General features: G+C 50.6%; 8 protein-coding genes. 5 read left to right on the forward strand and 3 right to left on the reverse strand.

Annotated features, from left to right (window positions below):
* The first annotated feature begins 198 nt into the window (after positions 1-198).
* From B0475_RS12005 to B0475_RS12015, 3 genes are all read left to right on the forward strand, one after another.
* Positions 199-4,677: a beta strand repeat-containing protein gene (locus tag B0475_RS12005; protein ID WP_077412109.1), complete on the forward strand. Its 4,479-nt coding sequence runs from the start codon at positions 199-201 to the stop codon at positions 4,675-4,677.
* Between the two features lie 143 nt (positions 4,678-4,820).
* Positions 4,821-5,306, forward strand: coding sequence for a ribonuclease E activity regulator RraA (gene rraA, locus B0475_RS12010; RefSeq protein ID WP_077412210.1), 486 nt, complete (start codon positions 4,821-4,823; stop codon positions 5,304-5,306).
* A gap of 10 nt (positions 5,307-5,316) precedes the next feature.
* Positions 5,317-5,613 carry a hypothetical protein gene (locus tag B0475_RS12015; RefSeq protein ID WP_157892913.1) on the forward strand — a complete coding sequence of 99 codons (297 nt, stop codon included), beginning with the start codon at positions 5,317-5,319 and terminating at the stop codon, positions 5,611-5,613.
* Between the two features lie 19 nt (positions 5,614-5,632).
* On the opposite strand, the gene B0475_RS12020 is transcribed toward B0475_RS12015, so the two are convergent.
* Positions 5,633-7,066, reverse strand: a complete 1,434-nt coding sequence (locus B0475_RS12020; protein WP_077412111.1) for a right-handed parallel beta-helix repeat-containing protein — start codon at positions 7,064-7,066, stop codon at positions 5,633-5,635.
* 130 nt (positions 7,067-7,196) lie between these two features.
* Here B0475_RS12020 and B0475_RS12025 point away from each other — a divergent pair, with 130 nt between their 5' ends.
* Both B0475_RS12025 and B0475_RS12030 read left to right on the forward strand, forming a co-directional pair.
* Positions 7,197-7,694, forward strand: coding sequence for a TspO/MBR family protein (locus B0475_RS12025; protein ID WP_077412112.1), 498 nt, complete (start codon positions 7,197-7,199; stop codon positions 7,692-7,694).
* 77 nt (positions 7,695-7,771) lie between these two features.
* Positions 7,772-9,532, forward strand: a complete 1,761-nt coding sequence (locus B0475_RS12030; RefSeq protein ID WP_077412113.1) for a M28 family metallopeptidase — start codon at positions 7,772-7,774, stop codon at positions 9,530-9,532.
* Positions 9,533-9,576: 44 nt separating this feature from the next.
* On the opposite strand, the gene B0475_RS12035 is transcribed toward B0475_RS12030, so the two are convergent.
* Positions 9,577-10,644, reverse strand: coding sequence for a hypothetical protein (locus B0475_RS12035; RefSeq protein ID WP_077412114.1), 1,068 nt, complete (start codon positions 10,642-10,644; stop codon positions 9,577-9,579).
* A gap of 156 nt (positions 10,645-10,800) precedes the next feature.
* Positions 10,801-13,878 (reverse strand): hypothetical protein, encoded by a 3,078-nt coding sequence (locus B0475_RS12040; RefSeq protein WP_077412115.1) that lies wholly within the window; start codon positions 13,876-13,878, stop codon positions 10,801-10,803.
* Between the last annotated feature and the right edge of the window lie 59 nt (positions 13,879-13,937).

Below are 13,937 nucleotides of genomic sequence, written 5' to 3' on the forward strand. Positions count from 1 at the left end.
CTTTGACAGCTATGAAAACAGTATTCCGGAGCTTTTTGAATGGCCAGCGGACTGCTGGATTTTCATTTATGGGCAGGAACATGTCAGTCTCCATCGGACCTTGCTGAATAACAAGTGAGTTTCTCATTGAAAAGTCATTTTTCATTAAGTTACAATCGTTACATTCAAATAATCATATCCTTATTCCCGGGGGGGATCATGCAAATCAAAAATCGTGTTCAATTCTTCTGTGTTCTGTTGCTGCTGGCAGGATCATTTTCTGCCTTGGCTCAGCCAACGCTCAGTAAAACATTTACGCCCAATAACATGGGCCCAGGTTCGCACAGCATCGCGACTTTAACCATCACCAATAATGCCGGTGCACCGGTTACCAACCTGAGTTTTACCGACGTTTTGCCAGCAGCGGTTACCATTGGGGACCCATCAGATTTACAAACGGACTGCGAATTGGAATTGACTGGCAGCCTGAGTGCACCAGATGGTGGCAGTACCATCGAGCTGATCGATGGAGAAATCCCGGCCTTTTCGTCATGCACCATTACCCTGATGGTGACATCTTCTGTTCCTGGGTTGCACACCAACCCGGCTGTGAACTTGAATTCATCAGCCGGGTCCAGCATGAGTTTACCTGTGGACTTGACTGTGGATGCAGATAAACCTGGATTCAGCATGCTCATGACTCCTGCTGCAGTCACTGTAGGACAACGCAGTTCAGTGACCTACACGATTGATAACGCACTGAATGCCAATTTTTTTGTCAACATGAATTTATCTGATAACCTGCCTGTTGGTATGGTGGTGGCTGATCCGGCCAATGCAAGCACTGATTGTGCGGGAGGGGTGTTGACTGCTGCTCCTGGATCCGGCAACATCAGTTTCACCGCCGCAGGACCATTGAACAGTGGTGCAACTTGCCAGATCAGCCTTGATGTGCTTTCAAATGGAATTGGGACATTGAATTATGTTTCAGGGGAGTTGACCGGGAGCAGCGGTTTCGCGTTTGGCTCAGTGGGTTATGCAGTGGATTCACTGGATGTTAGCGGAAGTGCATTGGTGATGGTGAAATCGTTTGAGAACGATCCTGTGATACCGGGCAGCGCAGTTGAATTGTTGTTTACCATTGATCATCTGAACCGTAACTTTCCAGCCACTTCTGTGGCTTTCACTGATGACCTGAGCGCCACATTAGCTGGTTTGACATTTGATGCTTTACTGTCAAATGACTGTGGTGGCTCAGTGAGTGGATTGGGTACCGGAAACATCAGTTTCAGTGGTGGTAACATTGCAGCAGAAGGTTCATGTGCAATCCGTGCGTCATTGTTGGTCCCTGCTGGAACAACTCCAGGCATATACAACAATACCACCAGTCCAGTGACTGCCATTGTGGATGGAGCGCCATTCACCGGAACGACAGCCAGTGATGATTTATTTGTCGATTTTGGCCCTGTATTCACCAAAGAATTCATCGATGATCCGGCGATTCCGGGAGGTACTGTGACTGTGCGTTATACCATCACCAACACGGATCCGACGGCACCACTGAACGGCTTGACCTTTAACGACGATTTGGAAGCAGCCATACCGGGAGTGACTGCCACGGGTTTGCCTCTGACTGACCCCTGTGGTGCAGGTTCTCAGATGACCGGTTCGCCCACCATGCTTTTTTTCAACAATGGTTCATTGGCAGCGGCAGGCGGTGCAGGAGATTCGTGCACTTTTGATCTGGTGTTGAATGTGGCTGGTGATGTTCCCAATGGCGTCTATCCCAGTACCACCAGTAATCTAACCGGTAGTGGTGGAGATTATCTGCCTGCCAGTGATGACTTGCAGGTGGTTGCAGCCCCAGGGCTGGGTAAAGTGTTTACAGATGATCCGGTGGCACCTGGAAATGTTGTGACCCTGGAATTCACTTTGAGTCACAGTGAAAATGCCGCCACAGCTGCAACCAACATCACTTTCACCGATGACTTGAGTGCGACCCTTGCCGGTTTGACTGCCACCTTGCCGGTGACGCCAGATCCACCCTGTGGTGCTGGTTCAGCATTAACCGGGTCAGCCGGTGACACTTTTCTGACCCTCAGTGGAGCCACATTACAACCAGCAGAGAGTTGTACCTTTGCTGTGACACTGAATGTGCCTGCTGCCGCAACACCAGGGTCCTATTCCAATACCACCAGTGCGGTCAGCGCAGAAGTGGATGGTTTGATGACCTCCAGTGCTCCGGCCAGTGATGATCTGGATGTGGCTGGTCTGATGTTCAGCAAAGAGTTTTTGACGGATCCTGTGATTGCCGGCGAAACCACTTCACTGCGATTCACCATTGAAAACATCCACCCAACTGATGATGCGACCATCGCGTTATTCACCGATAACCTGGCAGGAATGCTGCCTGGTACGGCAGCGATCTTGCCACCCACCATCGATACCTGTGGCGGTACCCCGTCAGGAACCACTTTCCTGATATACACCGGTGGTTCGGTGAGTGCCGGTACGTCATGTGTCATTGAACTGGGTGTGCAGATTCCTGCTGGAGCCGCTGATGGCAATTATCTGAATGTGACTTCATCACTCAGCGCCGATCAAGGCGGACCTGTGGTCATAAATCCTGCCTCTGATGACCTGACCGTCAACTCCAGTCTGCTGCAATTGGGTATCAACTACACAGACGATCCGGTGTCGGCCGGTGATCCGGTGACTCTGGCCTTTACCCTGACCAATTTGGATGCAACCCGAACCATCAGTAATGTGGCTTTTACCGATGACCTGGGCGCGTCCCTCAGTGGCCTGGTTGCCACTGGATTACCAACAGCGGCCTGTGGCGGCACGGTAGCCGGGATTCCTGATGCGGGCACCATTGATTTTTCAGGCGGTACACTGGCACCATCAGAAGTGTGTACATTTACTGTCACCCTGACCGTACCGGCAGCCGCATCACCAGCCATTTATCCGAACACCACCAGCTCACTGACTGGTTCAGCTGCAGGGCTTCCGGTTATTGGATTTGCCGCTTCAGATGAGTTACAGGTCATCAATGCGGTGCAATTCAGCAAATCTTTTGATGGCCCCACAACAGCGACAAGAACAGCGGTACTGAGCTTTAACATAGACAACAGTGCGGCCGGTTCAGTCAACACCATTGATTTGTCATTTACCGATGATCTGGATGCGGTGGTGCCAGGTATGACGGCAGTGGGTTTGCCTTTGAATGATGTTTGTGGTCTGGGCTCTCAAATCAGCGGTACCGCATTGTTACAATTTACCAATGGGAATTTGCCAGCAGGAAGCACATGTACCATTGATGTCACCGTGCAGTTGCCGGTCAGCGCCACGGCCGGGACATTCCCCAACATCACCAGCGATTTACTGGACAGTGGGGTGGTGGTAGCACCACCAGCTACGGCTGATTTGCAGGTAGAGCCAGCACCACTTTTTGCCAAGGTATTTGCCCCGGATCAGGTCGGTGTAGGACAGGCTTCAATCCTGACTTTCAGTGTGGATAACTCAGCCAGTGCATTGTCAGCTGACAACCTGGATTTCACTGATAATCTGCCAGCTGGTATGGTAGTGGCCAATCCAGCCAATGCCAGTATCAGTTGTACAGGTGGTACCCTGACGGCCAATCCGGGAGCAACTGTGATTACCTATACAGGAGGTTCTGTGGCTGCCGGAGCCAGTTGTACCATACAGGCAAATGTGACCACCAATACCGGCGGTGTATTTACCAATACCTCCGGTGACCTGACTTCAAATTCAGGTAATTCAGGTACGGCTTCAGATACCCTGACCGCCAATGCACAACCCTTATTCAGTAAAGCGTTTACGCCAAATCCGGCAGCCATCAATGCGGCGGTCAATTTGACATTCACCATTGATAACACAGCAAGTACAGTGGTGGCCAGTAATCTGGATTTCACTGATGTGTTCCCAGCCGGTTTGTTGCTGGCCACACCAGCCAGTGCCGCCACTACATGTACCGGCGGCACCCTGACAGCGGTCGATGGCAGCGACACAGTAACCTATACTGGTGGCTCTGTAGCAGCTGGTGCCAGTTGTACCGTACAGGTCAACGTGACCGCAGCAGCAGCCGGAGACTATGTCAACCTTTCAGGCGATCTGACCAGCTCATTAGGCAACAGCGGCAGTGCGACTGATACCCTGACTGTTGAACAGGGTTTGACCATGAGTAAATCATTCAATGTCACTGGAGATGTTTTGGCCGGTGGTGATGTGGAAATGATACTGATCATCAGCAATACCGGTTCATTTGATGCCACCAATGTCAGTTTTTCAGATGATCTGGATGCTTTTGTCAGCGGAGCCACGGCAACCAATCTGCCACTGAATGATGTGTGTGGTGCCGGTTCTTCGGTTACAGGCTCCAGTTTGATCAGCCTGTCCAATGGCACGGTCATTGCTGGTGGCAGCTGTCAGATCAGTGTGATGGTTAATATTCCATCCAACACCGGTACTGGTACTTACCTCAATGTCACCAGCAGCATCACCGCCGATGTGGGTGGTAACCCCGTTGACGGCGGTGCAGCGAGCTCCGGCTCAGGTGCGTTGCAGGTCAGGGGACAATTGATCAGGGTGCCAACCCTCTCCATCTGGTCACTGATTGCATTGATGCTGTTGTTCATGTTTTCAGTCAGTCAATGGCGACGCAGCAGTCAGCGCTGACCTGACTCCTGCCTGATACCTCACAAGCCAGTTCATCCACGAACTGGCTTGTGTTTTTCAGCAGGTTCGGCAAAAGGATTGGTCGTCAGGCTGGGATGTTTTATACTGGCAGCCAGTCATTCAAACTTCCGGGAGAATCAACCATGAAAACTGCTGATCTGGTAGACAGTCATGATGCTGAAGTGGCCTTTTGTCACCTGCCTTTTTTGTCATTTGGTCAAATTTCAAGCTTCAATGGGCCGATCCAAACGGTCAAATCATTTGAAGACAACGTGTTGCTCAAAGCTGAACTCAGCAAGCCCGGTAATGGCCGCATATTGGTGGTTGATGGTGGTGGTTCAACCCGGCTGGCTATTTTAGGCGACATCATCGCCGGCATCATGCATGACAATCATTGGGCGGGTATCATCATCAATGGAGCCATTCGCGACAGCGAAGAAGTCAATGCCATGGAAGTGGCCGTTCGTTGTCTGGGAACTTCGCCGAAGAAAAGTGCCAAAACCGGAGATGGTCAGGTCGGTATTCCAGTGTCATTTGGTGGTGTGACCTTCGCACCGGGGCATTGGGTTTATGTTGATGCCGATGGTGTTTTGGTTGCCCGTAAACAGCTGGTGTTGCCTGAAGAATGACGGTGAGTACATGTCATTGTCAAGGGAATTGGCAGGAACAGGCGTCTCAATGAAGGTGATTGCGATTGGCTATGCTTCACTGCTGATGTTCCTGGGTATCTGGAGCTGGTTGGCCACATATGCAGGTCAGCCCATGGCTGGTAAACTTTTAGGGGCCATGCTGTTGTTTTACCTGACCTGTTTATTGGCAGACCAAATCAGCCAGCAACCACAGGCTGAAGTCCTGATCCGCCTTGGTTGCTGTGTGGTGCTGACCATTCTGTTTTGGGTCATGGGGACGTTGTCAAACAGTCAGTTGCTTGCCTGATCGGTTGCTCTCTGTTGGTTTAACCGCCCAGCGAGTCAGCAAACATCAAGTCAGTGCTGGCTTCTGCTTCACTGGCGCCCAAATCACAAAAAGCCGATCCGCTGCCATCGCCATCCACGGGTCTGGGATTGTTTTGCAGGTCATGATCCAGGACTTGCTGGTCAAAATCCACACAGACCGCCACGCTGCTGCGGTCGATCGCAGTTGAGCCGACGGCGGGCATGAACGCTGGGAAGCCATGATGATCCAGATGGAAACCGGATAACTTGGGATCCGTTTGTTGGTCTGAAGATGCATTGAACGGGCAGCTGCCATCATCAGCAATGGTATACGCGGAACTCAGCGATTGGGTTGCGCCGGCACAATTTTCATCTCCAATGGGGTAAGCCAGAATACTGGTAGATAAACCGCCCAGGGTACCCGAATAGCCATATATCTGTGCGCCTAGATTGGCTTCATTATGAACCAACGTTGAATAGCGCAGGTAAACATATGCGTTGACAGTGCTGATGGCACCTCCGCGATTGGCCAGGTTAAAAGCCATCACGCTGTTGTAAATCCAGGGGCGGGCAGACTGTGCGCTGTACAAAGCACCGGCGTTATCGCTGGCTGTGTTTCCAAGGAATGCATTGCGGTTGAGGATGAAATCCTGCGTGGCGCCAAAACCAAATAATGCCAGCCCCCCGCCATCGCCATCTGAATGGTTTTGGTTGAAGCGGTTGGCGGTGATGTTCAAGGCTTCATTGGTGTTGTGGCTGAGAAAAGCGCCACCACCCGTGCTGTCCGAAGTGTTCAATCTGAACAGGTTGGTTCTGAGGGTCAGTTGGTCGCTGCCTCGGTCATAGTACAGCCCCCCACCGGGACCATTTGTGGCTGTGTTGTTGATGAATTCATTGTCTTCAATCAATGTGGTTGATGCCCATGTCTGCTGAATGGACACAGCGCCGCCTGTAGCTGCTTGATTGTTGGTAAACAAGTTGTTGGTGATCCACAGGGTACCTGGTTGGTTACCGTTTTCTTGTTCAATCAGGATTGCACCGCCATGGCCCGTTCCGGCATTGCCTCCAGTCAGGTGTAACTGATTAATTTCAAAAACATCATCACCGTCATTGGGAGGGTGAACCCAAAATATCCGCCGGTTAGCGGCAGCCCTGATTTCTATCCGGTCACCTGAGCCGATGGGGGGCGAAATGCGCATCCCGGCGAGAATTTCCAATTGATCTGTCAATTGAACGGGTCCACTGATCTGCAACAGGATCAAATCGCCGTTGTTGGGATCACCTGCACTACAGCCATCAACTGCCAGATTGGTGTTGGCTGCCTGAATAGCCTCCCGTAAATCACAGCCTCCATCTGGTCCGTTTTGTAAGTCATCATTCTGATCGACGATGATCAATCCGCTGAGGGCGTTGAAACTGATCAATAAAGTCCCAAGCAAAAGACATGTTTTCATGAGTAATTCCTGTCTAAATACCCCATAACAACTGCATGTCCGGATGACTGACATTTATTTTTAAATGATATGTTGTTGTGTCTTTGACGGGGCATTTGCTATTCTGTCGTTTTGACATTCAATCAATGACATGAAAAGGTATTCTGTTGGACAACAATCATTGGGACTTGCCGGATGGTTACTGCTGTGTTTTGCCGCTTCATTCATTGGCGCACTGGCCTCCTTTCAGGCGCCCTCAATGTACGCTCAATTGTCTCAACCTCAGTGGGCACCACCTGCCTGGCTGTTCGGGCCGGTATGGACGATGCTCTATGGCATGATGGCGGTGGCTGTCTGGCTGGTCTGGCGACAAGGTGGCTTGCGGCACAACCAACAGGCTGTGGTTTGGTTTGTTATTCAGCTGGTGCTGAATGCTCTGTGGAGTTGGTTGTTTTTTGCCTGGCAACAAGGTTTGTTATCGGTGATCAATATAGGTCTGCTGTGGGTCAGTATACTGATGACCATCCGTTGTTTTCAGTCAACCAGTTTGCCTGCTGTGCTGCTGATGGTGCCTTATTTGTTATGGGTCAGTTTTGCAGCGGTGCTCAACATCACCATGTGGCGGTTGAATCCGACGATCCTGGGATGACGGCATTCCTCCATTGGTGGTAATATGTTTGAAGTATTAATTTTTTTAAACACAGCTGATGATGTGTTCCAGCAGAAATGAAAGATCAATCTATCAAGACAATCGCGCAATTCCGGAGATCGGTTTTAACCATACCTCTGCTGTTGTTGGTGTTCACTGCTCAGGCGCGCAGTGACCTCAGCATCATTGACATCGATGGCATTGGTTATGCTCAGTTAGCAACCATTAAGCAGCACCCGAAAGTCCTGTGGTGGGTCGAAATGGGCGACAAAATGATCATCGAACAAAGTCAGTCAACACAGGCTTTACCGGCCTTTGTTGAGGTTGTGGCGCACCTGTATGACGTCGATACCGCTGACCTGGTTTTTGAAAAAACCGGACACTGTTCACATGGTGGATTCAGTCATCCTGACCACCCTGCCAAAACAGTGACCAATAAACTGAATCATGTGGATTTACCCGCTGTGTTTTCCAGTGGCGGTTACCGGATACTTGATGTGTCTGGTGTGGCAGGGAAAGCTGAGTTGCTCAACGATCCAGGCCTGATGCCATTCACAACTGACCAGGTGTTGGTCTATCAGATGAAAAACAGGCCGGGTAAGCGCCAATCGAGAGATCCTGCCGTTGAACAATTACTGAATCAGGTTGATGCCGACCGCTGGTATGCACAGGTTCAGGAACTGGCCTCACATGATCGCATGGAGGAGGCAGGTATGGTGGCTGCCGGAACATGGCTAGAAGGCCGTTTTGCCGCACTTGATCTGACCACATCGAGGATTGATCGACATGGTCATATTGGGTTTAATGTTTTGGGGTTCAAAACCGGACTGGTCAGACCGGATGACTGGTATGTGGTGGGAGCCCACCTGGACAGCAGGAATGCTTTCTGGAATCCGAACTTGCCATCTCCGGGTGCTGAAGACAACGCATCAGGGTGTTCGGGGGTGCTGGAAATGGCCAATGTTCTGGCCGGATATCAAACCGATGCATCGATACTGTTTGTTTGCTTCAACGCCGAAGAAATCGGTCTGTGGGGCAGTGCAGATGTGCTGCAGTATTTTCGGTTGCGTGGTGAGCAGGACAACATTAAATTCATGCAAAACCTGGACATGATTGCTTATCATCCGGGGATCGATCAAAAAGTCAACGCCGGCACAGATGTGGCTGAGTATGTCCCCCATGCAGAACTGCTGGCCAGTAATGGCAACCTATACACAGATATAGACTGGCAAGTGGAGCCCAATGCCTGTTGTACAGATTTTAAGAGTTTTACTGATGTAGGTATCCCGGCCATTTCTGCAACCATCCCCAATGTTTTTGGGTACCCCGGCTATCATCAGTCCACTGATCTGCCGGAATATATTGACCGACAACAGGGTGCTGGGGTGGTTAGGGCCCAGCTGGCGACATTGATAGAGCTGGCAGGCGTACAGCTGGATTCAACCCATCAGATTTCAGCTGGCCATTCCGGAATGTGGTATGACCCAGAGCAAACCGGACACGGGCTTACAGTCGAGGTATTGGGTGATAACCGCATCATGCTGGCCTGGTTTGTTTTTGATCAGTTCGGTCAGCAAATCTGGCTGGTAGGTGCCGGTGAGTTTGAAGGTGCGCGGGCGACAGTGAATGTGGCTATCTCTTCTCAAGGGGTTTTTCCTCCGGCATTCGATCATACAAATGTGATCAAAGAGTTATGGGGAACTTTGACGATCGAATTTTTCGATTGTGAGACCGCTGAACTCAGTTGGGAACCTGTTGCAGGTACGGGCTACTCACCTGGCACCCTGAATCTGTCCAGGCTGACCGCGATTGATGGGTTGACCTGTCAGGCACTCTGACGGCGCCTGACCTGCCAATGGATCATTGAATTGACGACCAGTGTTCAGTCAAATACTTGCATGAAAATAATGTCTTGTGTGTGGGCCGATTCAAAGGCCCCTGTGTCAGGTGCATTACCTTGTTCTCTGAGTTGGCCTTCCAGGGCATAATTGCCCAGTTGCCAGTCGTTGGTGAAAGGCAATGGAAATGGGCAGAACAATGCACAGGGTGTTCTGCCGGCATCAATGAGTGGTGAATCTGCAGCCGGGGTATAGTTATTTGTACCGGGTGCGAAGCGATTGGGTAGCTTATAATTATTGAATTGGGCCAATGGCTCTTCAGAGCTGAGGTAACGTCCGATGTTGTTGTTATACAGGTGCCAGTCTTCGCCACCAAAAACCACCAGATCATACGCATACAGACTGCGCATGGTGTTATTGGCAAGTAACAGTTGCGATGATCCATACAATGAAACTTTAATGGCGCCTAAATTGTTGACCAGGGTGTTGTTGTTCAACACCATTTCTGCGCCAAGATTTTCACCAATCCGCAATACGGTTTCAAAATCTGAATGATTGTCAACGAACAGGTTGTTGCGTATATCCAGTCTTTCGAAACCGGTGACTTCAAGGGCGCTGGTGCTGACTCCTTCATTATTCGCAAATACATTGTGTTCCAGGGTGTAGGTGCCAGTGAATATGTTATCCGGTTCATATTTACTGATTTCCAGTCCTGCAACATCACTGCTCAGACCATTGATGAATGTCAGTTGACTGATGTGAATACTGGCGCTGTCTGTGAGCAGTATGTCCATCACTGCGGACGTGGCATCACCATCCAGCACTGTGTGATAGAGCCCCTGGCCCAATTGTGCTGAACAGGGTGCTGAAGTGACCTGTGACCAGCCTCCTGATATGTCCAGTCCAAGTCCGTTCTCATCATAAAAGGAGAATGCCGTGCCGTTGGTCTGGTAAAGCCCGGTAGACACCCTGATGGTATCAAAACTGTTGTTGCTTCCGGCAATGCTCAGGGCAGTTCGCAGTTCGGTGGCATCCTGGACACAAAACGTGGCCGCCAACACACTGGTGGGCAATTGGCTGATGAGGATAAAAATGATTGATTTGATTGACATGACAACTCCTTTCTATGGTGGTTGTTAAGTCAATGCCATTGACTGCAAGAACAACACAAGAAAACGCTGAAGTGTCTTAAATCTGGTAACCTCTCAGCATCTGACGACCGGATCTCATCTCAAGAGGTTTGATCCGGCCAATGCCATCTTTTGCCATCATTCATTGAATCCATGTTCAAAAATGTCATCAAAGATCAGTGTGTTGCTGAATGCCGGCAACAACAAGTTACTGTTGCCCTGGCCATTCAGTGGGCGGCTGGCCGCACCGTAGTACAGCACACCGGAATGTAATTCAGTGGTGAACAACTGTTCGGCCCGATCATTCAGGGGCTTCAGTGAACGGGCCGCATCCCAAATTCCTGTTGCGTTTTGAGTGGTCAACATCAAATCTGTGTTTTGTGGCCACAAAAGGACTTTCAGTTCACCATCCTGTGCCAGTTGAGCCTGGGCCAGGCCGTTACCAATGCCATCCATATAGGCTTCTTGTTGTAGCTCAATGGTGACGGGTATGGCTGAGTTGAGACTGTATAACAATTGTGATTGCTGACGCCAGAACAGCAGTTGATTGCCCAGCAGGTCGAAAGCGCTGAAAGACATGTCATCACTCAGGTTATTGTCAGTGATCACTGTTGTCAGTGTCCAAAGGCCATTGGTTTGCTGATAGAAACTCAATTCACGATCCTCACTGGTGTTGTATTGGCCATCGGTGTCATGGGTCAGAACCATAAACTGCTGGTCCAATGAATGACTGGCTACAGACCAACCGTAGGTTTGACTCAGGTTGTCCGCCACCACCGTTTCTACGCCCCAGCTGTCGGTTGACGCATGCCAGTTGAGTTGTCTGATACTGACAGGCAGAGCGGGCGTGCCGGTGATTTCGATGCCCTCTGCCTGTTGCCAGAAGATACTGAGTGTTTGATCTGCATCAGTCACCAGTTGAGGTCCAAAATCATGCTGATTGTTGAAGGTCAGCTGACCTTGGTTCAGGAGGTTTGATGAAACTGGGTCAAGTAACAGCCAGTGCAATTCATAGCCATCGGCAAAGGCGGATAAATCAGTCACCGATACCGGTATCGGTTCCTGGTTACTTTGGAAGACGATCAGTAACCGGCCCAATTCATCGAACTGTATAGTGGGCGAATGATTGACAAGAGCCGCTTGGGTTAACTCCTGTATGGGTCCCCAACGTTGTGTGCTGCCATCAAAAAACCGCAGCTTTAATTGACCAGCGGGCCGGCTCTGGCCTGCAGACAATTCTGACCAAACCGCCACGCCATGCATGAAAAGGTCATCCCGGTATTGGGCCATAGCCAGGTGTCCATCCAGGGGAACCCAGCCATCAATGCCCATTTGTGTGATCGACGCAGGCTGACCAGTGCAACCATCACCGATGGGCCAGGTATGATCTGCACTGGCACTTAAGCCCAGAAAGAATGCATTGGCAGAGAATTCCATTTCTGCTCCCAGCTGACTTAAACTGAAGTCAGGAGCTACCTGAAAGTCAATACAACCTGAACCGCCACCTGTGACTTGAACGCCGGCGGCTTGATGAAGTGGTTTCGGCAAGAGGATTCCGGCGCCGGCCTGAGCACTGATGCTGCCACCGACAGTGCCTCCGGTCCATTGCATTTCACCGCTGTCGCCAGCATACAATCCAGTGCCTGAGACATTGGCATTGGCAGATGCTTTGATTCCGATGCTTTGAATGACATCACATAGAAAACCACTTAAGCTGCAGGCCGCACTTTGTAAACCAGGGATGGCGGTGATGGGATTAAGGGTTTTTTGCCAGCCAGGAATTGGTATTTCTATGCTGGCATCCCCATCGGTACTCATGTCTTCACAACTTAATTGACTGGTGTTTTGCCCCTGAACAGTAAAGTCAACAGACTGGCCGGCAAACTGAAAGGTCAACTGTGTAGAGAGGTCACCTGAGCCGTTACTGCCATCTGAATAAATTGTGGTGTTGTATTGTGATGAAGCACCTGTGAGCCCCCATTGACCAGTGAACAATGACAGGGCACCCAAGCTTCGGCTGGTTTCCATTGAAACCGGCCAGTTCAGATTACCCTGGTACTGTACCCCGGATGAGCCTGTCCAGTCACCCGGTGATCCGGCCCAGGGTGCCAGGCTGACTTTGGGTGTGGCCAATGTATAAGGCACTGAACGATGGTTGCCCTGAATGGCAACAGCCTGAATGGTTTGGCCAGGCTGACCTGCGTCAAATGTCCAGTGAGTCACCGCGCTGCCCGCGACGGTTTCTGTCTGACCTGCGTATATGAATTCCACCTGTCCTGGCGGCTGCCCACGCCAGTCTATGTTGAGTGTTACACCTGTATCGACCGGCACGCCAGCCAGGTACTGAGCCGGCTCATTGAGTGTAAAAGCAGTGATTTTTGGACTCAACGGACTGGCCTCGTGGCTCACTTGTTCAGTGACTTCAACGGTGTTTTGTAAAGCATAGGTATTGTACAGTTGGTCAACTGGCTGACTGTGACCCTGCGGTTGCAGAACCGGATCATCTGGGGTGCTTTCATTCAAAGCCAGCCGGTGTAATATATCATCCACCCAGCTGGTGCCACCGATGACTGTTGATGTGGGATTCCAGGTGTGACTGGAAGGGTCATAACTGCCAGATAATGTGACTGTTTCCGGGTTGCCGGAAACATCAAAATTCAACAGGCTGCCGGGGTAGGAAAACCAGAAACAATCTACGCCATAGGCAAATACCCCGTCAATGCTGATGGTACTGATGTCATTTGTATAAGTTAACTCTGCCGATCCGGTACCTGTCACTTGTCCTGTGATGTCGTATTGTCGTTCGATGATGATGTTCCAGCTCATGTCCTGTGGATCTGTGTCATTGCAGCTAATCCAGTCATATTGAATGTTGGCGGTTTTGTCGATTGTACCGTTGATCATTTCGTGCCCTTTGCCGGTGATGCTGCCATCACAAGCCACTTCAAGGTAGTTCGCTGGTTCTCCGCCAAGCCGACTGACAGAGAGTTGGCCGTTAACCGGGTCATAGTCATCGGCCAGGTCACAAAACCCATCGCTGAGGAATTCACAAAAGACTTCATTTCCATTGATGGTGTATTGTCCATTCACCTGGCTCATGTCCCAGCGTCCATTGGCCAGTTGCTCGTCTATGGCACAGGTGGCCGGGGTGTCTGTTGGACAGCTTGCACTGACAGCAGTGGTGATCAGGATGAGTAATGACAGGTATGATTTCATGATGGTTCCCCAGTACAGTTAATGAGTCACCAGCGTATCAATGACATCCAAATCAATGG

This window comes from Marinicella sediminis (assembly GCF_002000055.1).
Lineage (GTDB): Bacteria > Pseudomonadota > Gammaproteobacteria > Xanthomonadales > Marinicellaceae > Marinicella > Marinicella sediminis.

What these genes read in the sequence shown, in the direction of transcription:
- B0475_RS12005 (WP_077412109.1), top strand. Translation starts at nt 199, where the DNA reads ATGCAAATCAAAAATCGTGTTCAATTCTTCTGTGTTCTGTTGCTGCTG.
- B0475_RS12025 (WP_077412112.1), top strand. Translation starts at nt 7,197, where the DNA reads ATGAAAAGGTATTCTGTTGGACAACAATCATTGGGACTTGCCGGATGG.
- B0475_RS12030 (WP_077412113.1), top strand. Translation starts at nt 7,772, where the DNA reads ATGAAAGATCAATCTATCAAGACAATCGCGCAATTCCGGAGATCGGTT.
- rraA (WP_077412210.1), top strand. Translation starts at nt 4,821, where the DNA reads ATGAAAACTGCTGATCTGGTAGACAGTCATGATGCTGAAGTGGCCTTT.
- B0475_RS12035 (WP_077412114.1), bottom strand. Translation starts at nt 10,644, where the DNA reads ATGTCAATCAAATCAATCATTTTTATCCTCATCAGCCAATTGCCCACC.
- B0475_RS12040 (WP_077412115.1), bottom strand. Translation starts at nt 13,878, where the DNA reads ATGAAATCATACCTGTCATTACTCATCCTGATCACCACTGCTGTCAGT.
- B0475_RS12020 (WP_077412111.1), bottom strand. Translation starts at nt 7,066, where the DNA reads ATGAAAACATGTCTTTTGCTTGGGACTTTATTGATCAGTTTCAACGCC.
- B0475_RS12015 (WP_157892913.1), top strand. Translation starts at nt 5,317, where the DNA reads ATGTCATTGTCAAGGGAATTGGCAGGAACAGGCGTCTCAATGAAGGTG.